General features: G+C 71.5%; 19 protein-coding genes. 9 read left to right on the top strand and 10 right to left on the bottom strand.

The window, feature by feature from the left end; all coding sequences use genetic code 11:
• Positions 1 to 37: 37 nt before the first annotated feature.
• Positions 38 to 2,026, top strand: a complete 1,989-nt coding sequence (locus ACFYZA_RS03265) for an FG-GAP-like repeat-containing protein (RefSeq protein WP_388486684.1) — start codon at positions 38 to 40, stop codon at positions 2,024 to 2,026.
• Between the two features lie 198 nt (positions 2,027 to 2,224).
• Here the strand turns inward: ACFYZA_RS03265 and ACFYZA_RS03260 are convergent, their stop codons facing one another.
• From ACFYZA_RS03260 to ACFYZA_RS03250, 3 genes are all read right to left on the bottom strand, one after another.
• The gene (locus tag ACFYZA_RS03260; RefSeq protein WP_382583912.1) at positions 2,225 to 2,776 is read right to left on the bottom strand and encodes a PadR family transcriptional regulator; all 552 of its coding nucleotides are present in this window, start codon (positions 2,774 to 2,776) and stop codon (positions 2,225 to 2,227) included.
• An 82-nt stretch (positions 2,777 to 2,858) separates the two neighbouring features.
• Complete coding sequence (locus tag ACFYZA_RS03255) at positions 2,859 to 3,674, bottom strand: prepilin peptidase (RefSeq protein WP_388486682.1); 816 nt, start codon at positions 3,672 to 3,674, stop codon at positions 2,859 to 2,861.
• Between the two features lie 248 nt (positions 3,675 to 3,922).
• Positions 3,923 to 4,306: a type IV pilin protein gene (locus tag ACFYZA_RS03250; RefSeq protein WP_382583918.1), complete on the bottom strand. Its 384-nt coding sequence runs from the start codon at positions 4,304 to 4,306 to the stop codon at positions 3,923 to 3,925.
• A gap of 342 nt (positions 4,307 to 4,648) precedes the next feature.
• Here ACFYZA_RS03250 and ACFYZA_RS03245 point away from each other — a divergent pair, with 342 nt between their 5' ends.
• The 8 genes from ACFYZA_RS03245 (at position 4,649) to ACFYZA_RS03210 (ending at position 14,763) form a co-directional block, all read left to right on the top strand.
• Positions 4,649 to 6,400, top strand: coding sequence for a GspE/PulE family protein (locus ACFYZA_RS03245; protein WP_388486680.1), 1,752 nt, complete (start codon positions 4,649 to 4,651; stop codon positions 6,398 to 6,400).
• Positions 6,401 to 6,471: 71 nt separating this feature from the next.
• Complete coding sequence (locus ACFYZA_RS03240) at positions 6,472 to 7,683, top strand: type II secretion system F family protein (RefSeq protein ID WP_388486679.1); 1,212 nt, start codon at positions 6,472 to 6,474, stop codon at positions 7,681 to 7,683.
• A complete protein-coding gene (locus ACFYZA_RS03235) occupies positions 7,680 to 8,114 on the top strand; it encodes a type II secretion system protein (protein WP_388486676.1) in 435 nt (144 codons plus the stop codon). Before ACFYZA_RS03240 ends, ACFYZA_RS03235 begins: the two co-directional genes overlap by 4 nt.
• Positions 8,111 to 8,635, top strand: coding sequence for a type II secretion system protein (locus ACFYZA_RS03230; RefSeq protein WP_382583930.1), 525 nt, complete (start codon positions 8,111 to 8,113; stop codon positions 8,633 to 8,635). Before ACFYZA_RS03235 ends, ACFYZA_RS03230 begins: the two co-directional genes overlap by 4 nt.
• Positions 8,632 to 12,474, top strand: a complete 3,843-nt coding sequence (locus tag ACFYZA_RS03225) for a hypothetical protein (RefSeq protein ID WP_388486674.1) — start codon at positions 8,632 to 8,634, stop codon at positions 12,472 to 12,474. Before ACFYZA_RS03230 ends, ACFYZA_RS03225 begins: the two co-directional genes overlap by 4 nt.
• Positions 12,471 to 13,583, top strand: a complete 1,113-nt coding sequence (locus ACFYZA_RS03220; protein WP_382583937.1) for a type IV pilus twitching motility protein PilT — start codon at positions 12,471 to 12,473, stop codon at positions 13,581 to 13,583. Before ACFYZA_RS03225 ends, ACFYZA_RS03220 begins: the two co-directional genes overlap by 4 nt.
• Positions 13,584 to 14,112: 529 nt before the next feature.
• Positions 14,113 to 14,370 (top strand): hypothetical protein, encoded by a 258-nt coding sequence (locus ACFYZA_RS03215; RefSeq protein ID WP_388486671.1) that lies wholly within the window; start codon positions 14,113 to 14,115, stop codon positions 14,368 to 14,370.
• 33 nt (positions 14,371 to 14,403) lie between these two features.
• Positions 14,404 to 14,763 (top strand): ANTAR domain-containing protein, encoded by a 360-nt coding sequence (locus ACFYZA_RS03210; protein WP_388486670.1) that lies wholly within the window; start codon positions 14,404 to 14,406, stop codon positions 14,761 to 14,763.
• Positions 14,764 to 14,842: 79 nt separating this feature from the next.
• Here the strand turns inward: ACFYZA_RS03210 and ACFYZA_RS03205 are convergent, their stop codons facing one another.
• The 7 genes from ACFYZA_RS03205 to ACFYZA_RS03175 all read right to left on the bottom strand — a co-directional run bounded on the left by ACFYZA_RS03205 (position 14,843) and on the right by ACFYZA_RS03175 (position 22,462).
• Positions 14,843 to 15,994 (bottom strand): agmatine/peptidylarginine deiminase, encoded by a 1,152-nt coding sequence (locus ACFYZA_RS03205; RefSeq protein WP_388486668.1) that lies wholly within the window; start codon positions 15,992 to 15,994, stop codon positions 14,843 to 14,845.
• Positions 15,995 to 16,007: 13 nt separating this feature from the next.
• On the bottom strand, positions 16,008 to 16,859 hold the full coding sequence (locus ACFYZA_RS03200) for an ABC transporter ATP-binding protein (protein ID WP_388486665.1): 852 nt from the start codon (positions 16,857 to 16,859) through the stop codon (positions 16,008 to 16,010).
• Positions 16,852 to 17,892 (bottom strand): ABC transporter ATP-binding protein, encoded by a 1,041-nt coding sequence (locus tag ACFYZA_RS03195; protein WP_382583952.1) that lies wholly within the window; start codon positions 17,890 to 17,892, stop codon positions 16,852 to 16,854. Before ACFYZA_RS03195 ends, ACFYZA_RS03200 begins: the two co-directional genes overlap by 8 nt.
• On the bottom strand, positions 17,889 to 18,743 hold the full coding sequence (locus ACFYZA_RS03190; protein ID WP_382583955.1) for an ABC transporter permease: 855 nt from the start codon (positions 18,741 to 18,743) through the stop codon (positions 17,889 to 17,891). The genes ACFYZA_RS03195 and ACFYZA_RS03190 overlap by 4 nt, the downstream gene beginning before the upstream one ends.
• On the bottom strand, positions 18,740 to 19,699 hold the full coding sequence (locus ACFYZA_RS03185; RefSeq protein ID WP_388486662.1) for an ABC transporter permease: 960 nt from the start codon (positions 19,697 to 19,699) through the stop codon (positions 18,740 to 18,742). Before ACFYZA_RS03185 ends, ACFYZA_RS03190 begins: the two co-directional genes overlap by 4 nt.
• Positions 19,696 to 21,351: an ABC transporter substrate-binding protein gene (locus ACFYZA_RS03180; RefSeq protein WP_388486659.1), complete on the bottom strand. Its 1,656-nt coding sequence runs from the start codon at positions 21,349 to 21,351 to the stop codon at positions 19,696 to 19,698. Before ACFYZA_RS03180 ends, ACFYZA_RS03185 begins: the two co-directional genes overlap by 4 nt.
• Before the next feature lie 100 nt (positions 21,352 to 21,451).
• A complete protein-coding gene (locus ACFYZA_RS03175) occupies positions 21,452 to 22,462 on the bottom strand; it encodes an agmatine/peptidylarginine deiminase (RefSeq protein WP_388486656.1) in 1,011 nt (336 codons plus the stop codon).
• Between the last annotated feature and the right edge of the window lie 78 nt (positions 22,463 to 22,540).

The raw sequence follows: 22,540 nt of genomic DNA, 5'->3' as shown, positions 1-22,540 counted from the left end.
ACTCTTGTTCGTCAGGCCCTGAGGAGGGGCCTCACTCATGCACAGATCACCACGTCGGCACCTCGCGCCGAGCGACCGCTCGGTCACGGTCACAGGCCGTCGCTCACGCCGGGTTCCGACACTCATCCTCGCGCTGGCGACCGTCGTGCTGGCCGGAAGCCCCGTCTCGGCCGCCGTCGCCCACCCGACCGGCTTCGCCACCGCGGTGAACCTCGACGACAACGGCCGCGGCAGCGCCGCCGTCACGATCGGCGATCTCAACCACGACGGGATACCGGACCTCGTGACGGCGATCCGCGCCGAGGGCCTCGGCGTGTTCCTCGGCTCGGGCGGCGGCGGCTTCGGCGCGGTGACGAAGTACGCGGCGCCGCGCACCGTTTCGAGCGTCTTCCTCGGCTCGGCTGTGCTCCGCGACGTCAACGGCGACGGCCACATGGACGTCATCAGTCAGGACGCGCGCGGCAACGCGGCCCTGGTCTGGCTCGGCGACGGCTCCGGCGCGCTCGGCGCGGGAGCGGCGGTGCGGCTCAACCCGACGGCCGGGTGCGACACCACGGGCGACAACCCGTGTGTGGCGCGCTTCCCGACCGACGTCGCCGTGGGCGACTTCGACGAGGACGGCAAGCCGGATCTCGCGACGTCCAACGCGAACACGAACAACGTCTCGGCAGTGCTCGGCAGCGGCGGCGGCACGTTCGGCGTGGCGACGCGGTTCGCACTGGGCGGCGGTACCAATCCGCAAGGCATCGCTGCCGCCGATCTCGACGGCGACGGCCATCTGGATCTCATCACGTCGAACGCGTCGAGCGGCACGCTCTCCGTGCTGCGTGGCGACGGGCACGGGGGCTTCGGCACGGCGTCGAGCGTCCCCGCCGGAGTGGCCCTGCCGTCCAAGCTCAGGCTCGCCGACGTCAACGAGGACGGCAAGCTGGACGCCGTCGTCGTGGCGCCCGGCACGCCAGGGCGCGTCGCCGTCCTGCTCGGCGACGGCACGGGCGGGTTCGGCACCGCGAACGTCCTGTCGGCGGGGGCGAACCTCACCTCCGTGTCGGTGTCCGACCTGAATGGCGACGGCCACGCCGACCTGGTCGTTTCCAGCGCCGATTCGGACGAGGCCGTGGTGCTCGAGGGCGACGGCACCGGCGCGTTCGCGGGACCGCTCGCGTTCGGACTCAACGGCGGCCGCAACCCGCAGGCCACAGCGGTGGGCGACCTCGACGGCGACGGTCGTCCCGATGTCGCCACGGCCAACAGCAACAGCGCGGCGACGTTCGTCGCCGACGCGTCGGTGCTGCTCAACACGACGAACCGGCCGCCTACGGCCACCAACGAGTCGTACGGCCACGTCGGGGCGGACACCCCGCTCGTCGTCGGCGCTCCCGGTGTCCTCGGCAACGATGCGGATGCCGACGGCAACGCGCTGACGGCGTCGCTCGTGGCCGGGCCGACGCACGGCACCCTCACACTCACCCCGGACGGCGCGTTCAGCTACCAGCCCGGCAGCGCCTACGTCGGGACCGACAGCTTCACGTACAAGGCATCTGACGGCACGGACGACTCGAACGTCGCGACCGTGACGATCAGTGTCTCGGCCGGCTGTCGCGGTCTCGCCGCCACGATCACCGGCAACGGAGTCGTGAACGGCACGAGCGGCGCCGATGTGATCGTGACCGGCAACGGGAACGACAGTGTCAGCGGGAACGGGGGCAACGACACGATCTGCGCGTTCGGTGGCAACGACGCCGTCTCGGCCGGCAGCGGCGCCGACTACGTCGACGGTGGCGACGGCAACGACGCCATCAGCGGCGGTGACGGCGACGACACCCTCCATGGCGGGGCCGGCGGTGACGCGCTCTCCGGTGGCGGCGGCAACGACATCGTGGTCGGTGGCGCGGACAGCGACGCCCTGGCCGGTGGCAGCGGCACGGACGTCTGCGCCGGCGACGCCAACGGCGGTCCGACGCTCCCGGGCACGGATGCGATCGCGGCCGGCGGCTCCTGCGAGACCGTCGTCGAGGTGCCGTAACCGACGAGCCGTTCCGGCGGCTGTCTACAGGACGCTGAGATGCGTCGCGGGCCCGGCGATCACGATGGCGCGATCGCCGGGCCCGTCGCGCGCCGGCACACCCGGCCCGTCGAGTCGTCCGGTGTCCACCGGATCGGGTCGTGGCACGCGCGCGGCGGTGTCGTGGATGCCGAGGGAGGAATGAACACGAGCCTGCCGTCAGCCGGTCTTGACGGCCGGCCGCGGCGAGTCGACGTCGACGGCGTCGAGAAAGCGGCGGGCGGCACGGACGTGTTCCAGTCTCCAGGCGTAGCTCGCGCGGGCGATGTGGTCGCCGGCGGCGTGCTCCTTGGCGCGCAGCGACTCCTCGATCTCGTCGATGACGACCCGTTGACGCTCGACCAGGCGAGCCGGGCTGGTGTCGCGACGCTGGAGCAGCAGAAGCTTGCACGTGAGGTCGGCGCGGACGTCGAACAGTTCGGTGACGGGTTCGCTGAGCCACCGGGTGACCGCCGTCTTGGCCGAGCGAGTGGCGGCGTAGATCATGCGCTGCGGTCCGCGGTTGCCTTCCTCGGCGCCGACCGGCGTGATCAGCTCGCGCTCGACCAGCCGCGTGATCGACCGGTAGACCATGGGGCGCGAGATGTACCAGAACTCGCCGATTTCCGCGCCCTCGGCGGTGAGGCTCGCGAGGGCGAAGCCGTGACTGGGTCGTTCGGCCAGGAGCGCGAGCACGATCCACTCGGCCAGTGGCAGATCAAGTTCCTTCATAGTAACCAGGGTAAGGATCGCAGGTGGTGTTGGCGATGCCCGCCCAGTCCGGAGCCGCGGAGTCCGGCCCGGGTGCGTGTGGTCAGCGGACCGTCGTGAGCGGCACACCCACCGCGTAGGGGTCGCTCACGCTCTCGTACCAGTGGATGACGGGAGCGCCCACGAGGATGGCGGCGATGGCGCCGGCGGTGAGGAACACGCCGAAGGGCAGGCGGGTGTGGCGGGTCGCCCGCCCCGTCGCCATGAGCGCGATGCCCACCAGCAAGCCGGCGGTGCTCCCGGCCAGCAGCGCGAAGACGAGATGCCCCGGACCGAGCCAGCCGAGGCCGGTGCCGAGCAGGCCGGCCAGGCGCACGTCACCGAACCCGAGCCAGGCCGGCCGCACCCAGTGCAGGGCGAAGAACACGGCGAACGCGCCCACTCCGCACACCGCGGTGACGCCGAGCCGATGCCACTGCCCGGTGGCCGCCGCGGCCGCGATCAGGCAGACGGCGGTGAGCCAGAGCGTCGGGTAGACCAACCGCCGAGGGAGCAGGAACTCCTCCGCGTCGCAGGCGGCCAGGGCCAACAGCCCGGCGGTGAAGACCAGTTCGGCCGGTAGCGCTTCGGTCCGGCCGAAGCGCAGCGCCTCGGCGGCGAACAGGATCGCCGTGAGCGCTTCGAGGAGCGGGTAGCGCGCGGGGATCGGAACCCGGCAGGCGCGGCAGCGCCGGCCCAGCAGGAGCCAGGACACGAGGGGAATGTTGTCCCGGGCGGCGATCGGCGTCGCGCAGCGCGGGCAGGCGGAGCGGGGCCGTAGGACCGAGCCGCCGGCCGGTACCCGGGAGACGGCGACGTTGAGGAACGACCCCACCGCGAGCCCCAACAGACCGATGAAAACGACATATATGGATGACATGGGCGCAATGGTGCCTCAGCGTGCACATCCGTCAAGACCGGCCGCGATGCGAGCGCTCCGGAGCGGCACTCCAGGCATCAGCGACCCGCGCCGCACCCTCGCCCACCAGCCGTAGGACCGTTCGGACGCACGGCGGCTCCGGCGATGCGCCGACCGCCGTTCGCCAGGTGGCGCCTTCCGGTGCCACCTGGCCAACTCGGCCGTGCGACGACCGCCGGCCGGTCACGTCCGGTGCGGACTCCCCCGCATCAGGTGCAGGGGTTCGACTGGCCACCCGGGAGTGCGGCCTTCGGCGTGATGTCGTACGTGGCGCCGCTCGGATTGGCGTCGTACCAGGTGGAGGCGGTGGACAGGAACCCGCCGTTCACCAGGTCGGTCATGGTGCCGTACACGCCGCGGTTGTCACTGGCGAAGTACGCCTCTTCCGCGGTCTGGATCGTGGACTTGTCGGTCTTGCACGCCGACCCCTGGCCCTTGTCGTTGATGCCGCGAACGGAGAAGACGACGACGGCGGACAGGATGCCGAGGATCACGATGACCACGAGAAGCTCGATGAGCGTGAAGCCGGCTTCCGCCGTCTCGTTCGGCGCACGCATTCGCCGGTGCGACTTGCCTTGCAGGTGTGTGGACATCGTTCTCCATTTACGGCGACCGGTTCAGCGAACCGAGTGCTAGTAACAACCTGAGTAATCAGCGGCAGACTACGCAGCGGGCGTTGGACTTACAAGAGGTGACTTCGACGGGCACCGCGCCCCCGGGGTGCGGGCGGCAGCCCGGTGGGCTCATGTAGTATCCGGCTGACTAATCAGCTGCTGACAGTTACTGCGGATGCTTTCGCTTCGCGTGATCGGCCGCTGTTCCGGATGCGCGAAAGGGTGGGTTCCTTGACGAATCGCCGGCTTCTCCGGCGCCGCGCGGCGACGACAGACCCAGCGGGCGAGGGCGGCGCCCTGCCCGATGGAGCACGGGGCCCCGTGGCGTCCGCGGTCACGGTGGGCGAACCGGCCGGGGACGCGACGGCTCGCGCGGCGCAGTCGGCGCCCGCGGGGCAGAAGCAGCCGCGCATCGGGGAACTGCTGGTGCGGCGCGGGCTGCTCACCCCGGCGCAGGTGGACGAGGCGCTCCTCCAGCAGTCGGCATCCGGCAAGCGGCTCGGCGCCCTGCTGGTCGAACTCGGCATGGTCGACGAGCGGGCCCTGGTCGAGGCTCTGTCTGTTCAACTCGGCGTCCCCGTAGCCGACTTGAGCCAGAGCGAACCTGATCCCGAGGCGGCCGCCCGGGTGCCGGAGGCGCTGGCCCGCTCGCTGGGCGTCGTCGCGGTACGGCGGGCCGAAGGCACGCTGCTGATCGCGGCGGGCGACCCGGGCGACCCGCGCGTGCTCGACGAGGTCGGCCGGGCCGTCGCGCCGGACCGGGTGCGGCTGGCCATCGCGGCCCCCTCGGACATCCGGCGCTCGATCGACAGCACGTACCGGGCGCTGGCCGGCGTCAGCAGCCTGGTCGACGCCTTCGAGGCGACCGAGACCGGCCGCAGCACCGCCTCCGGGGCCAGGGTGGTGAGCGAGGACGCGCCGATCGTGCACCTGGTCAACCTCATGCTGACCCAGGGCCTGCGCGACCGGGCCTCGGACATCCACATCGAACCCCACGCCGACCGGGTCCGGGTCCGGTACCGCATCGACGGCGCGCTGCACGACGTGCTGAGCCTGCCGGAGAACATGGGCCCGTCCCTGGTCAGCCGGATCAAGATCATGGCGAATATGAACATCGTCGACCGGCGGCGCCCGCAGGACGGGCAGATAGCCACCGAGATCGACGACAGGCCGGTCGACATCCGGGTCGCGACCAGCCCCACGATCTGGGGCGAGAAGGCGGTGCTGCGGCTGCTCGACAGCAACCGCACCCTGTTCCGGCTCGCCGAGCTCGGCATGCCCGCCGCGACCTACGAACGGTTCTCGTCCCTGCTGCGCTCCCCCTACGGCATGGTCGCCTGCGGCGGACCGACCGGCAGCGGCAAGACGACCACCCTGTACGCCACGCTCGGCGAGCTGAACCAGAGCGAGCGCAACATCACCACCATCGAAGACCCGGTGGAGTACGTGTTCCCGTCGATCAACCAGATCCAGATCAACGACCAGGCGGGGATCTCGTTCGCGACCGGGCTGCGCTCGATCCTCCGCCAGGACCCCGACGTGATCCTGGTCGGCGAGATCCGGGACGCCGAGACGGCGCGGATCGCGGTCGAGTCCGCCCTCACCGGCCACTTCGTCCTGTCGTCCATCCACGCCGCCGACGCCTGCTCCGCGCTGCACCGGTTCGTCGACATGGGCATCGAGCCGTTCCTGATCACCTCCACGGTCGCCGGGGTGGTCAGCCAGCGACTGGTGCGGCGGATCTGCGACCAGTGCCGCGAGCCGTACCGGCCGGGCGTGGACGAACTGGCCTTCTTCGCCAAGGCCGGCGGCTCGACCGACAGCGAATTCTGGCAGGGCCGGGGCTGCAACTTCTGTTCCCGTACCGGCTACCAGGAGCGGATCGGCGTCTTCGAACTGCTGGTGATGAGCGACGCGGTCAAGCGGCTGCTCGTCGAGAAGGCGCCGATCGACAGCCTGCGCAAGGCCGCCCGCGAGCAGCACATGGACAGCCTCCTGGACGGAGGCGTCCGTCTGGTCGAGGAGGGGATCACGACCATCGCCGAGATCATGTCCAGCGTGTACGTGGTCTAGCCCGGTGCGGGATGCCGCACTCGAACACTGACGACGCGAACCACTGACACGGGAACCAGGAGGGCATCGGCATGGCCACCTTCAAGTATGTCGCGGTCGGCCCGGACGGAAAACAGGCCACCGGCGTACTCAAGGGCTCCAGTGTCGAGGGCGTGACCGACAGCCTGGCCCGGCAGGGCTACGACGTGCGGTCGGTCAAGGCCGAGGGCCGCAACCTGCTGCGGCTCGAACTCACCGCGGAGAAGGTCGACCTGGTCGAGCTGAGCAACTTCTCCCGCCAGATGGCCGCCTTCATCAAGGCCGGAGTGCCCATCCTGGACGCCCTGGAGATCATCCGCGCCGAGACCAAGGACAAGAAGCTGGGCAAGGTGCTCGTCGACGTCATGGACTCGCTGCGCTTCGGCGAAGGCTTCGCCGTGGCCATGGCCGCCCACGCCAAGGCGCTGCCGCCGTTCTACATCGCCGTCCTCCGCTCGGCGGAGGCGACCGGTGAACTCGACGTGGTGATGGCCCAGTTGGGCCGCTACATCGAGCGCAACGTCGAGGGCCGGCGCAGTATCCGCTCCGCTCTGACCTACCCGATCCTGGTGATGGGTCTGGCCATCGCCGTCGTCCTCGTCCTCGTCGTCTTCGTGCTGCCGCGCTTCAAGGTGTTCTTCGAGTCCTTCCACGCCCAACTGCCGCTGCCGACAAGGATTCTGCTGGGCTTCACCGACTTCGTCACGGCCTGGTATCCGGCCATCGTCGGCGTGCTCGTCGCGCTCGTCGTGGCACTGATCGCCGGACTGCGGACCGAGCGCGGACGGGTACTGCGCGACCGCTTCCTGCTGACGCTGCCGGTGGTCGGCGACGTGGTCCGCTTCATGGTCATCGAACGGTTCTGCCGCATCCTGACCTCGATGATCAAGGCGGGCGTGCCCATCACGGAGGCGCTCAGCCTGGCCGGCTCGGGCGCCAACAACCTGGTGTACGAACGGTTCATCGGGACGGCCCGAACGGAGATGCTCGAAGGCGGCGGCATCTCCGGGCCGATCGCCCGCACCAAGCTGTTCCCGGGGGCGGTCACCCAGATGATGCGCGTGGGGGAAGAGACCGGAACCCTGGACGACCAGCTGGAGAACGTGTCGGAGTTCTACGAGAAGGAACTGCACCACAAGCTCAAGCGGTTGACCAGTCTCTTCGAGCCGACCGTGGTGATCATGGTCGGGGTCGTCGTGGGGTTCGTGGCCGTCGCCCTCATCTCGGCGATCTACGGCGTCTACAACCAGGTCAACGTCCAATGACCGGCCTGGCAGGCCGGGCGTGGCGCCGGCGCGGCGAAGAGGGCGAGACCCTGGTCGAGGTTCTCGTCGCCGTGGTGCTCATGGGCGTCGCCTTCGTGACCATCCTCGGGGGCATCGGCACCGCGATCATCAGCTCGGCCACACAGCAGAAGGTGACCGGCGCCGATTCGGTGGCCCGCAGCGCCGCCGAGAAGGTCGTCAGCGACCCGTACGTGTCCTGCGCCGGGAGTTACGGGACGCCGACGCCGCCGGCCGGGTACACCGTGGCCGTCGAGATCGAGTACTGGGACGGGGTGGGTGCGTTCGGTCCGTCCTGCCCGACGGCCGACACCGGCGTGCAGAAGGTGACGCTCACCGTGCGCTCGAGCGGCCCACACCCCGTCAGGGACGCGACACTTGAGGTGGTCAAGCGGGAGTCGATGCTGTCATGACGACGCAACGGCCCACGGGCCGCCCGGAGTCGGGGTTCACCCTGACCGAGCTGCTGGTCACGATCGTCATCCTGGGCATCATCGGCGTACTGCTGCCCCAGGCGATCATCCTCGGACTGCGGTTCACAGCGGGCACCGAGAAGCGGGTGGCCGCCACCAGCGCGCTGGGCACGCTCAACCGCTACTTCTACGGCGACGTCCAGAGCGCGGACAGCGTCACGACCGACCCCGCGTGCGGGGCGACCGGCGTGATCGTCCACCTGAGCCGGCCCGGCACCGACGTCGTCTACACCTACGACCGGCCGACCGGCGCCCTCAACCGGGTGACGTGCACCGAAGCGGGCGTCGTCACCACGCTGCTCGGCCGGTTCGACAACGCCGCTTCGCCCCATCCGGTGACTCTGAGCTGCGGTGCCGAGACCTCGTGCACCCCGCCCATGGAGGTAACGCTGACCGTGCGGAACGACCCCGCCGCGCCCCCGACGGCCCTCACCGCCGTCCGGCGATCGAGCTCGTCATGACCGCCCGCCCCAATCCGCGCCGCCGGCGCGACGACGAACAGGGCGCGACACTGATCCTCGCGCTGGTCTTCGTCGTCGTCTTCGGCCTGGTCACCGTGTCGGTCCTGTCCTTCGCCGGCACGGGCCTCAAGGCCGCGGGCGTGTATGTGGACCAGGGCAAGCGGGGTTACAGCGCGGACGGTGCCACACAGCTCGCGATCGAGAACTTCTCGCAGGGCAACCCGTGCGCCGACTACACCGCCCCGCCGATCAACGGCCGGCAGATGATCGTCCACTGCGACCCCCTCAACACGTCCGAGGCGGCCACGCGCGCGTCCCAGCCACAGGACGCGCTGCGCAGCCTGGGCCGGGCGGCACAGGACGGCATCAACGTCACCTCGCACGGCCTGCGTGTGCAGGGCAGCGTGTTCTCCCACTCGGACATCACCACCGGCGCAGGTGCCTCGATGGTGGTGTCGGGCGATGTGTCCGCCGTCGGCGACTGCTCCGGTGCCGTGTCACAGACCCGGCTGCCCGCGACCCAGGCGCCGTACGCGCACGACTGCGCCAACGACACCCCGTCGGCCCCCGCCGACGAGGTCGTGGGCGCCGACCCGGACTACACCCCGCCCGCCACGGCCGTCCCGGTCCGGCGGACGGTGCCCGCGTGTCCCGACGCCGGTTCCTGGCTGGTGCGGCTACGGCCCGGCTACTACGACGACGCCCGCGCCCTCACCCGCCTCACCGGCGGCGACTGCCACAACGCCGTCGTGTGGCTGCAACCGGGCGTCTACTACTTCGACTTCACCTTCACCGGCGGCCCCGGGGTGTGGACGGTCGACGATCCCACGGTCAGCGTGGTCGGCGGCACGCCGGCGGGCTGGGATCCCGGGGCCCCCGCCCGCCCGGCCATCCCCGATCCGGGCGGCTGCGGCACAACGCGGCCCGAAGGCGTCGAGGTCATGATGGGCGGCGGCAGCCGGTTCCAGGTCGACCGCGGACACGCCGAACTGTGCGCCCCGGTGACCCCGGACGCACAGCAGGTGGCGGTGTACGGGGTCCAGCCGCCGAAGCCGTCCCACACCCTGAAGCCGACGGCGGTGGTCACGAACACCGGCTTCGCCAACCCGGTTCACGCCCTGACCAGCGGCGAACAGCCGACCCTGCCCGGGTGTTCGCAGCCGACGGGCGCCGCGAGCTGCACGGCCGACGCCGTCCTGGACCCGACGGCCCATCGGTCCGCCTCGCTGCGGCTCGCCGGCTTCACTCCGCGGGTGCCGCCCGGCTCGGTCATCACCAGCGCGACGCTGCGTGCCAAGCACGAGGACGACGGCGGCCTGACCGCCCCCGGCGCGGTCAAGGTCACCACCGCCGTCGGCGGGGACACCTGCCGCACCGACAACCTGCCCCGGCACTCGGCGCTCGCCACGGATCCCCCGATCGACCTGCTCAGCGCGTGCGGGCTCACCGACCCGGCCCGGCTCACCGGCCTGACGGTGACCTACACCGCGACCCTGGACACCGACGCCACCACGGCCACCGAACGCCTCGACGGCATCTGGCTGGAGGTCGCCTACCGCACGCCGACCACGTTCAAGCCGACCGCCGTGACGGCGTCCACCGGGTTCACCGATCCCGACAACGCCCTGGAGATCGGCGAACAGCCGACGCCGTCGGCGGCCGGCGCCGGTCTGAGCACGGCGGCCCGGTCCGCGTCGATCACCCTGGCCGGGTTCGGCCGGCCGCCCCTGCCGCCGGGGTCGAGGGTCGACTCCGCCGTGCTGCGGGTGGCCCATCGGGAGACCGGCGACGCCGCGGACCCCCGAATCGACGTCAACCCCGGTGTTGGAGGCGGCAGTTGTACCGATCTGCCGCTCACCGCGCGAGCCGCCTCTGGCGACGACCGCGTCGACCTGACGGCATGCGGCATCACCGACCCGGCACAGCTGACCGGCCTGACCGCGACCTACAGCGCCGCACTGGACGGGGGCGGCACCGCGGGCACCGATTCCCTGGACGGCATGTGGCTCGAAGTCGTCTACGACCCGCCGTCGCCCCGGCCGGCGACGAGCGCGGAGTCGACGACGTTCGTCGCCGCGAACAACGCCGAGGCGATCGACGGCGCCAACTCCGCCCGCGCCACCCTCGATTCGGTCACGACTCCGACCGCCACCATCGACCTCGGTGGTTACGACACCCCCGCGCCGGCGCCCGGCTCGGTCCTGGACGCGGCCCTGCTGCACGTCGCGCATCGCGACGAACCCGGGGCGAGCGGAGGGCCGCCGCCGACGGCCGCGGTCACCCTGACCGGGCCCGGCCTGCCCCGCTCCTGCGCCGGCTCGCAGAAGCTCGCCACGCACCCGGACACCCTGGGCACCGACACCCTGGACCTGGTCGCCACCTGCGGGCTGACCGACCCCGCCCAGCTGGCCGGTCTGGTCGTGACCTACACCGCCGCCCTCGGCGCCGGCGGCACCACCGCCACCGCTCAGCTCGACGGCGCCACCCTGGAACTGGCCTACCGACCCCCGATCACGGTGCGGCCCACCACGGCGATCAGCACCGCGACGCCCACCGCCGCGCCGTTCCTCGACCCGAAGGACGCGCAAGCGATCGACACCGCCACCTCGACCGCGAGGCTCGCCACGGCCACCCCGTCGGCGTCGGTCCAGCTCGGCGGATTCGCGATGCCGCCCCTGCCGGCGGGGGCGGTGATCGACAAGGTCGTGCTGCGCGTATCGCACCAGGACGACGACACCACCCCGGCACCGCCCGCACCGCCCGCACCGCCCGCACCGCCCGCACCGCCGAAGCCACCCACGGCCGCACTGACCGTCTCCGGCACCGGCACCCCCTGCGACGCGAGCCACGCCCTGACCGCGCATGCGGGGGCACTCGGTGTCGACGTGGTCGACCTCGGGGCCTGCGGGGTCACGAGGGGCAACCAGTTGTCCGAGCTCGCTGTCGACTACGCGGCGAGGCTGGACACGGGAAGTACCGAAGCCGCCGACCAACTCGACGGCGTCGAGCTCGACATCGTGTTCCGAGCCCCGTCCATCAGGGCCCTGTCCGGCTGCCTCACCTCGGGCAGCGGTTGCGCGGTGCTGAAGTCGACCGACGACGCCGACACGGCCACCGACCACAGCCGTCTGGTGATCAACGGCACCGTCTACGCGCCGACCGCTGCCGTCGACCTGTCGATGGCCCAGGTCGGCTCGCAGGTAGTCACCCGTGGCATCATCGCCCGGACCATCGGTCTCGGCATCAGCCCGGCCGCCGGATACCTCCGCCCGGTGATCGGAATCCCGCCGGAGCCCGTGCTGTTCACGACCTATCCGGCCGTGACGGCGAACCCGGCGTCGGTCACCGCGATCTCCAGGTTCACAACTCCCGCTTCCGGAGCGCCCGTTGACGTCACGGACGCCACCATCCCCGGCGGTGGCCGGGCGTCCCTCACGTTCGGCGGCTACGCTCGGCCGGCGCCGGCCACGAACGGACCGCTCGACCACGTCGTGCTGCGAGTGGCACACCACGAGGACGGCGACGTGGAGTCGGTGAAGGTGTCGGTGGACTTCCCCGGCAACACCTGCACCGGCGTCGACGACGCGCTGGACGTGCCGGCCCGGCTCGGCTCGGACCGCCCGGTGACCGACCAGATCGACCTGGCACCGTGTGGCCTGACCAAAGCCGCCCAGCTGGCCGGGCTGAGCGTGACCTACACCGTCACCGCCGGGAGCGGCCGCGCGACCGAACACCTCGCCGGCGCCCGGGTCGACCTGCTGTCCGGCCCGCTCGTCAGGGCCGCCGTGTCCTTCGACGGCCACGCCGCCACCGTCAAGCAGTGGACGGTCCTGCCATGAGCGAGCACACCACCTTGGAGGCCGTTTTGCCCGGGCCGAGTTCCGCGAACATCGACCACCTGCTCACTGAGCTCTGGGAGCGGGGCGGCAGCGACCTGTTGCTCACCGCCGGATCGGCGCCGTTCCTCCGCGTCGACGGCGCCCTGCGACCGGTCGAGGGAGCCGCCCTGACCGAGCCGGAGGCCGATCGTCTGGTGACGGGGGTGCTGGGCAGGGAACTCACGGAGCGGTTCCGCAGGGAGAAGCAGGTCGATTTCGCGTTCAGCTGGGGCGAGCGGGCCAGGTTGCGCGGGAACGCCTTCGTGCAGCGCGGCGCGTCGGCGCTGGCGCTGCGGATCATCCCGTTCGACGTGCCGTCGCCCGAGCAGCTCGGGCTCCCCCCGGTCGTCGTCGGGTGGGCGGGGATGCCACGCGGGTTCGTGCTGGTCACGGGGCCGACCGGGTCGGGGAAGTCGACCAGCCTGGCGGCGCTCCTCGACCACGTCAACACGCACCGGTCGGCACACATCCTCACCATCGAGGACCCGGTCGAGTATCTGCACCAGCACAAGCGCTCGGCGGTCAGCCAGCGCGAGGTCGGCACCGACACCGACTCGTTCCCCGCCGCGCTGCGCTCGGCCCTGCGCGAGGACCCCGATGTCCTGCTCCTCGGCGAGATGCGCGACCCGGAGAGCATCTCCGCGGCCCTGACCATCGCCGAGACCGGGCACCTGGTGTTCGCCACCCTGCACACCAACGACACGTCGCAGACGCTCGACCGCATCGTCGACGTGTTCCCCGCCGAGCAACAGCCGCAGATCCGACTGCAGTTGGCGCACACACTGGTCGGCATCCTCAACCAGACGCTCGTCCCCCGGATCGGCGGCGGCCGGGTGGCCGCCTTCGAGGTACTGGTGGGTACGTCAGCGATCCGCAACCTGATCCGCGAGGGCAAGACCCGCCAGATCCGCAACATGGTCTCGACCGGCCACCGTGACGGCATGCAGACCCTGGAGACCAGTGTCAACGCCCTCGTCGCGGCGGGCGTCATCGCTTACGACGAGGCCGTACTGTGCACGGCCCACCCGGAGGACATCCAGCGGCCCCACGTTCCGGTCGGCGGCAGGTGACAGTCGGGGCGGTCGAGTCGGCGGGACTCGGACCGGAACCGCCGGGCCGGGCGGAGCCTCGGCAGGAAGCGGGTCGGCGTTCGCGGGAGGCAGCGGGTCCGGATCGGCTCGGGGAAGGACGAAGTCCTCCCACCACGACAGGCCCAGAAGTGTGGCGAGCAGAACGAACGGGGCAAGAACGGGGAACAGGAGCGCGTACATGAGTACCGCCTGCTGAGTGTGGTTGCGCACGGGGGCCGGCGGGCAGCACGAGCACACGGGAGCTGCCCGAGGGGCGCACGGGGCCATGGGTCCGCCTCTTGTCGTACGGGGACGCAGGCATCGATGCGCGAAGTGGTGCGAGGGCTTGCTGACGATCGACACGGCCGGGGTCGCGGGCTGCCAGACGCACGCTAGTGCGCTCCGCACCCCATGACCAGACGCCGGACGCCCATCGGCGGGTATCCGCAACCATCGGGCGGGGCTAGGCTGTCGGGCGAGGCCCCAGTCCCCGGCAGCGACCGACCGTTTCCGCCTCCGGAGGCCTGCCGTGGTTGTGCTGCTCGCCCTGCTCCTCGTGCTTCTCTTCGGCCTCGGATTCCTCAATGCCCTCTGGTGGGTGGCGGCGGCCGTGGTGCTGTTCGGCCTCTTCCGCTACCGGAGCGGTGGCTTCAGCCGATGGGGCAGCGGCGAGGGCGACGGGTTCCGCGACTACCGGGACTACCGGGACCGTCAGGACCGGTGGAGCCGCCGGTACGACCGGCAGCGCCGGGGCCGCCGGCGCCGCGAAAGCCGCGGGGACCGTTAGCACCAGGGGTGATCAACACAGAGAGGCCCCGCCGTGCACAGGACGACGACGAGCCGCCAGGTCCAGCCCCCGCCCGCACCGGCGGCCCCCTCCGATGGCCTCCCGGTCGCGGAGACCGCCTTCGAACTACCGCTCCCAGAAGCACAGTTGCGCCGCGAGATGGCCGACCGTGCCGTGATCGACCAGGCCCGCGGCATGGTGATGGTCCTGGCGCCCTGCCCGCGCGGGCAGGCATGGAAGGTGCTGGTCGACGTGTCGCAGCACTGCAACATCAAACTGCGCGACGTGGCGTGTGCCCTGGTGGCCACCACGGACGGCGAGCGGCTCCCGTCCGCCCTGCGCCATGCGCTGCATCACGCACTGGTCCGCCAACGGGCGGCGCAGCGGGCGTAGTTACGGTCTGCCACACCCCGGGAATCCGCCCGTCAGCACCTTCCTCCGGCCCTCGAAGGCCGGGCTGCCTGTTACCCCGTCAGGGCCGGGGCTGCTGCTGGGTGACGCAGTGGATGCCGCCGCCGCCCGCGCCGAGACTGTCGATGTTGAGCTGCTCCACCACCCGGCCCGGGAACAGCCGCTGAAGGCTCGACTTGGCCGCGGCGTCCGCGCGGCTGTCGCCGAACTGGGCCGAGATCACTGCCCCGTTGCAGACGTAGTAATTGGCGTACGCCGCGACGAAGTTGGGGTCGCTCGACCGGATGCGCCCGTAGTCGGGGCCCTGGATCTGGGTGACGGCGATGGGATCGCCGTCGGCGTCCTTGGCCGCCGAGAGGATCTGGTACTGCTGGCGGGCGTCCTTGGACCAGGCGTCGTTGTCGGTGGCCGTCGGCATCTGGACGAGCCCGGCACCGGCCGCCAGGAACCGGGAGGTGGCGTCCACGTGGTCGTCGGTGATGTCGCGTCCGGTCACACCGTTGAACCAGATCACCTGGTCGGCGCCGAACGCGGCGCACAGCGCCGCTTCGATCTGGGCCTGCTTGAGCTTGGGGTTGCGGTTGGTGTTGATGAGACTGCTCCGGGTCGCCATGAGGGTGCCGGCGCCGTCCGTCTCCACGGCGCCGCCCTCACCGACGAGGCCCGCCGAGGTGAACGGGACCCCGAGGCTCGCCGCTATCCGCTGGGCGACCAGGGCGTCCTTGGCGTGGGTCTGCTTGTTGCCCCAGCCGTTGAAGTTGAGGCCGACGGCGTCCAGGCCGCCGGCGCCGTCGGTGCGGAAGACCGGCCCGGTGTCCCGCATCCAGCAGTCGTCGACCGGGATCGAGCCGATCACGGTCACGGCCGGGCCGCAGGCGGTCTGCGCCTTCGCCACGCCGGCGGAGTTGGCGCAGACCGTGACGGGTTCGTACTTGGCGATGGTCTTCGCGATCAGCGCGATATTGGCCTGGACACCGGCCAGTTGACGGCCCCAGATGGCGCTGCTGTCGGGCCACGCCATCCAGGTACGGGTGTGCGGGACGGTGTCGAGGGGCACGGCGAAGGACGACGCCTGCGCCGGGGCGGCATGGGCCCTGCCGCCGGCGGTGACCGCCCAGGCCGCTCCGGCCGCAGCCGCACCGGTGGCGGCCAGGAAGGTACGTCTGCCGAGCGGGCCGGCGGAGGTCGCGCGTGGTGCCGAGTGGTCGTTCATCTCTGATCTCCGATCAGTTGTGTACGGTGCTCTGGCCGTTGGTGCTGTCGGGATGGGAGGGGACGGCGTGCAGCGCCCGGCGTGCGGCCGCGATGGCGTGCGGATCCCAGCCGGGACGCGGCACGGACTCCAACAGGAGCCGTGTGTAGGGATGTTGGGGAGCGGAGAGGACCTGTTCGGTGCTGCCCGCTTCGACGATCCGGCCCCGTCGCATGACGATCACGTCGTCGGTGACACAGCGCACCACCCCGAGGTCGTGGGTGATGAACAGATAGCCGACGCCCGTCTCCGCGCGGATGTCGGCCAGCAGGTTGAGGATCTGGGCCTGCACGGACACGTCCAGGGCGGCGACGGCTTCGTCCAGCACGAGTAGGGCCGGCTCCACCGCGAGTGCGCGGGCGATGGCGACCCGCTGGCGCTGGCCGCCCGACAGCTGGCGGGGCAGCGCGTCGCGGGTCCGCGCCCCCAGGCCGACCTGGTCGAGGAGTTCGGCCAGCCGGCGGGCGTGGTCGGCGCCGGGGAAGTGCAGGCGCAGGGTCTCCCTCAGCGCCGCCTCGACGCTCACCCTCGGATCGAGCGAGAGGAAGGGGTCCTGGAAGACCATCTGGACCTCGCGGGCCCGCGCGAGCCGGGCCGCCCGGCCGCGCACCCGGCGCGTGCGCTCGCGGCCGCCCACCCGTACGTGCCCCGAGTCCGCGGCCTCCAGGCCCACGACGATCCGGGCCGTGGTGGTCTTGCCCGAGCCGGATTCTCCGACGATGCCGAGCGAGCCGCCCCTGGCGAGGGAGAACGACACGTCGTCGACGGCCCGGACGTCCCCGTACCGGCGGTGTACGCCGCTGACGTGCAGCACGGTCTCAGTCATGGGCGGCACTCCCCTGGAGGCGGTCGCTGTGGTGGCAGGCGACACGGTGTGCACGCCCGGCGGGGCCGTCCGTGACCGCCCGGTCCCCGGGGGCCTGTTCCGTACAGAGCGCGGTGGCGTGGACACAACGTGGCGCGAAGGGACAACCCGTCAACTCGACGCGCAGGTCCGGTGGTTGGCCGTCGATGGCGTTCAGCCGGCCCTGCGGGGCGTCGAGCCTCGGGGTGGCCGCGAGCAGGGCTGCCGTGTACGGGTGGCGGGGCCGGGCGAACAGCGTGTCGGCGGGTCCCGTCTCGACGATGCGCCCGGCGTACATCACGTACACCCGGTCGCTGATGGTCGCGGCGAGGCCGAGGTCGTGGGTCACGAAGAGCAGCCCGGTGCCGAAGCGGTCGCGCAGGTCCCCGAGGAGGGCGACGACCTCGGCCTGGGTGGTGACGTCCAGGGCCGTGGTGGCTTCGTCGGCGAGGAGCAGTGCGGGCTCCCCCATCAACGCGGCCGCGATCATGACGCGTTGGAGCATCCCGCCGGAGAGCTGCCCCGGGTAGTGGCGCATCGCGGCCGGGGTGAGGCCGACCGCCACGAGCATCTCCCCCGCTCGGCGCTCGGCCTCCTCGGCCGGTGTTCCGGCGTTGAGGCGCAGGCTCTCGGTGAGGAAGTCACCGATCCGGCGCAGCGGGTTGATGGCCGCGCGGGGGTCCTGGAAGATCATGGCGGCCGTACCGGTGCGCAGCGCGCGCAGGCGTGCGGCGGTCATGGTGAGCACGTCCTCGCCCGCCACCTCGACGGTGCCTTCGGTGGTGGCACCGGGAGGCAGGAGGCGCAGCGCGCTGCGTGAGGTGAGGGTCTTGCCGGAGCCCGACTCGCCGACCAGGGCGACGGTCTCCCCGGCCGTCACGGTGAGGTCGACGCCGTCGAGCACGGGCCGGACGGTGTGCGGGAGGCGCAGGCGCAGCCCTCGGATGTCGAGTACGGGCGAGGCCCCGGCGGGGCTCCTGGGCGCGGAAGTGCCGCGCGTCCGTTGGGTGTTCATCGGTCCCTCCTGGCGACGCGGTCGGCCCAGCGCTCGCCGACGACGTTGAACGCGACGACGGTGAGGACGATCGCGACGCACGGCCAGATCGCCGAGAGCGGGTAGCCGCGCTGGATGGCGGTCTGGCCGTCGAGCACCATGCGGCCCCAGTCGGGGGTGAGCGCGGGGACGCCGAGGCCGAGGAAGGAGAGCCCGGCCAGGTCGATGAGGGCGTACCCGAAGTTGATGGTGGACTGGGCGAGGACGACGGGTCCCACGTTGGGCAGCACGTGCCGAAGACAGATCTGCACTCCGGAGTGGCCCTGCACCACGTAGGCGTTCACATAAGGGCGTTCGCGTTCGGCGAGCACCAGGGAGCGGGTGAGTCTGCTGACGTACGGGAGGTAGGCGACGGCGAGTGCGATGACCGGGGCGGTGAGGCCCTCTCCGTACACCGCGACGATGAGGATCGCGAGGAGCATGCCGGGGAAGGCGAAGACGAGTTCGGTGCTGCGGGAGAGCACCGAGTCGAGCCAGCCGCCCCGCCAGGCCGCGGTGGTCCCGATGGCCACGCCGGCCAGGGTGGAGAAGGCGACCACGCCGAGCGGCCCGAGCAGGGAGGTGCGGGCGCCGGTGACCAGGCGGGCCAGGGTGTCGCGGCCCGAGGAGTCGACGCCGAAGGGGTGGGCGGCGGACGGGCCCGCTAGCGCGTTGCCCAGGTCCACGGCGTTGGGGTCGGCGGGAGAGAGCCAGGGGGCGAGCAGTGCCGCGAGGACGACGAGGGTGACGAAGGCGAGGCACAGCAGGTACAGGGGGGCGCGAGGGGTGCGGAGCCGGGACAGGCCCGGGCGCCGCAGGACGGCGACGCTCATGCGGCGGACCTCCGGGGGCCGAGGGCGATGCGCGGGTCGACCAGGGGATGGGCCAGGTCGACGGCCAGGTTCACTGCCATGAACAGGCCGACCATGGTCAGTGAGATGGCCTGCACGGTCGGGAAGTCCTTGGTGGTGATGGAGAGTTCGAGGAGCTGGCCGATGCCGCCGACGCCGAACGCCGACTCGACGAGGACGGTGCACACCAGGAGGGTGGACACGATCAGACCGCCGGTGGTGAGGACCGTGCCGAGCGCGTTGCGGAACACATGACGGCCCATCACTTTTCGTCGGGGCACGCCCCGGCTGAGGGCGACGGTCACGTGCTCCTGTCCGAGGACCTCGACCATGGCGCTGCGGGTGACCCGGGCGAGCATGCCGATCAGGTACAGGGCGAGCGCTACGGCGGGGAGGGTCAGGTGCCAGAGCATCTGGGCGAGCCCGTCGCCGGTTCCGCCGGCCGGGAACCAGTGCAGCCGCACCGCGAACAGGCCTTGCAGCAGGACGGCGGCGACGAAGGACGGGGTGCCGACGGCCAGCGTGGTGGTGACCAGGATCGTCGAGTCCACCGCGCCGCCGCGCACCGCCGCGATCCGGCCGAGCACGAGACCCACGACCACGACGAGCACCAGGGCCATGGTGACCAGGAGCAGGGTGCTGGGGAGACGGTCGGCGAGCAGCCGTGACACATCGGTGCGGTAGGTGATCGACCGGCCGAAGTCGCCGTGCAGCAGCTGGCCGAGCCAGCGCAAGTACCGTACGGCGAACGGGTCGTCGAGGTGGTACTGCCGGTTGATGGCCTCCAGCGCGGCCGGCGATGCGGAGCGTCCGGACAGCAGGAAGCTGGCGGGGCTGCCCGGCGCCAGATACATCGCGCCGAAGATCACGAACGAGGCCGCCAGCAGGGTCACCGCCATTTCGGCGAGACGGCGCAGGCCGAATCTGAGGAAGCTCACCGTGCCGCCCCCACATCCGCCGCCCAGGGGTAGTACAGGTAGGAGATGGTGGTGGGGGCGCCGGTGATCCGCTTGTTGAGGAACACGGCGGTCGGCCATTCGGCGACGGGGATCCACAGCACCTGCTCGGCCGCCTTCCGCTGGAGCTTCGCCTCGACGGCGAAGCGGGTGGCCGGGTCGTAGGCGGCGCGCGCCTGGTCGACGAGCCGGTCGTAGGAGCGGTCGCTGTATCCGGCGTAGTTCTGGTAGGCGCCGGTGCGGAAGTTGCTCAGGAGGTCCAGCGGGTCGGTGATGGAGTCGTAGTACGTCTCCGGGAACAGGTCGATGCCCTCGCGCGCCTTGGGGTCGGTGAACAGTGCGGTGAAGGCGTTCGGGGCGATCGTCTTCAGCTGGACGTCGAGCCCGATCTGGGTGCCGGCCGCCTGGAGGGCGGTGGCGAGCAGCGACACGTCCTGCCCGATCGAGCTGGTCGCGACGGTCACCCTCTTCCCGCTGGCCCCGGCTTGCTTGATGAGCTTCCTGGCCTCGTCCAGGTTCGGCTCGGTGGAGGGCAGCCCCGCGAAGGCGGCCTGCCGGACCTGTTCGGGCGCCTCGGCCCACGCCGCTCTGGTGGTGAGGGAGTGGGTGACGGTTCCGGCACCGCCGAGGCCGGTCTTGACGAAGCCCCGGCGGTCCAGGGCGAGGGAGAGGGCCTGCCGCACCCGGACGTCGCCGAGCACGCCGTGCATGTTGGTCACATTGACGTTGTCGGTGCTGAGGCCCTCGCCGAAGTAGAGGGTGCCGGCGCCGCTGGAGCGCAGCGCCCCGTAGCTCTCGGTGGGGATGAGGTACCCGCCGTCCACTTCGCCGCTGAGCATGGCCTTGGTGCGCGCGGAGGAGTCGGTGAGGAAGCGGAACAGCACTTTGCCGGACTTGGCCCTGGCCCCCCAGTACCCGGCGAACCGGTCGAGCTCGATCGACTGGCCCTTCTCCCATTTTCCGAGCTCGTACGGTCCCGTGCAGTCGAGGCCGCCGGAGGTGCCGTAGTCCTTGCCCGCCGCCTCCACCCCGGCCCGGCTCGCGACCACACCCGCGGCGGTCGCCATGTACTGGGGGAACTGGGAGTCGGGCCGCTTCAGCTTCACGGTGACCTGGAGCGGGCCGGTCTTGGTGACCGAGCCGACGTTCTCGAAGACCTGCGCCCAGGATGCCCCGTTGTCCGGGTTCATCTGCCGGCCGAGGCTGAAGACGACGTCGTCGGCGGTCATGGTGGCGCCGTTGTGGAAGCGCACACCGGGGCGCAGGTCGTAGACCCAGGTCGACGGGTCGGGGTTGGTCGCCTTTTCGGCCAGGCCCGGGACCGTCTTGAGCTGGGGCGTCCAGCGCATCAGGCTCTCGCAGACATTGGAGAGAATCATGTTCTGCGGGTAGTCGAAGGCGGAGATGTAGTCGAGCGTCGGGGGTTCCGCGTACAGGGCCCAGCCGAACGAGTCGATCTCGCCCTTGGCCGGCGGAGTGCCGGCGGACAGCTCGAAGTCGGCTGCCGCGGCTGGGGAGTTGGTGCCGGGAGGTCCCGCGCAGGCGGACATCAGGAGGGCGGCGGACAGGGCCGCGGCGATCAGGGCGAGCCGGTGGGGACGGCGCTCCCTGGGCCGGGGCGGTGGGGTGGGCATCGGCGCGGTTCCTCTCCGTACGGGCGCGATGGAGGTGGGGCGGGGTGGCCCGCCCGGTCTCGCGGTCAGGGACCGGGCGGGCGGCGCTGGGCGGGAGGGGTCAGGCTCGGCGGGGCGCGGCGGGTACCTGCTGGGTGATGCAGTGGATGCCGCCGCCACCGTGGGCGAGCGCCGTGGTGGGAACGCCGACGACCTTGCGGTCGGGGCAGGCGGCGGCGATGACGGCCAGCGCCTCGGCGTCCTGGGGCAGTCCGGCAATGGGGACGACGACGCCGCCGTTGGCCAGGTAGAAGTTCAGGTAGCCGACCTCGACGGTTTCCCCGTCGACCTCGGTGAACGCGCTCTGCGGGAGGTCGACGATCTCCAGGGTGCGCCCCTGGGCGTCGGGGGTGGCTTCGAGGACCGCGCGGTTGGCGCGCATCCGCGCGTAGTCGGGGTGCTCCGGGTCGTCGGGGAGCTGGACCACGACCTTGCCCGGGGCGACGAAGGCGCAGACGCCGTCCACGTGGCCGTCGGTCTCGGTGTCCAGGAGCCCGCCGTACGGCAGCCAGACGACCTTGGTGACGCCGAGCCGCGCCTTCAGCTCCGCCTCGATCTCGTCCCTGTTCAGGCCCGGGTTGCGGTTGGGGTGGAGCAGGCACTGTTCGGTGGTGATCAGGGTGCCCTCGCCGTCCACGGTGACCGCGCCGCCTTCGAGGATCATCTCGGAGCGGATCGCGTTCTCGCCGAGGCGCTCCAGGAGCAGCCCCCCGAGCCGGTCGTCGGCGTCGTACGGGTGGTGCTTGCGGCCCCAGGCGTTGAAGCGGAAGTCGACGCCGGCGCGGTGGCCTTCGGCGTCGAGCACGAAGATCGGCGCGGAGTCCCTGAACCACGAGTCGTCCAGCTCCAGTTCGATCACCTCGACGCCGTCGCCGCACCGGGAGCGGGCCTCCTCGGCGTGGCCGGGCGGCGCGACCATGGTCACCGGCTCGAACCCGGCGATCGCGCGGGCCACTTGGGCGTACTCCTGCTTGGCCTGCTCCAGGACGGCACCCCACAGGTCGGGCCGGGTGGGCCAGGCCATCAGACAGCACTCGTGCTCGGTCCACTCGGCGGGCATGCGGAAGGTCATCACAACTCTCTTCGTCGGGTCTTCACAAGGACGGGCAAGCGGGGACGTGGATCGGGGGCCACGAGGGTGTGTGGCTGA

This window comes from Streptomyces sp. NPDC001828 (assembly GCF_042892175.1).
GTDB lineage: Bacteria > Actinomycetota > Actinomycetes > Streptomycetales > Streptomycetaceae > Streptomyces.
The sequence above is the reverse complement of the archived record's forward strand: the minus strand, read 5'-3'. Positions and strand labels throughout refer to the sequence as shown.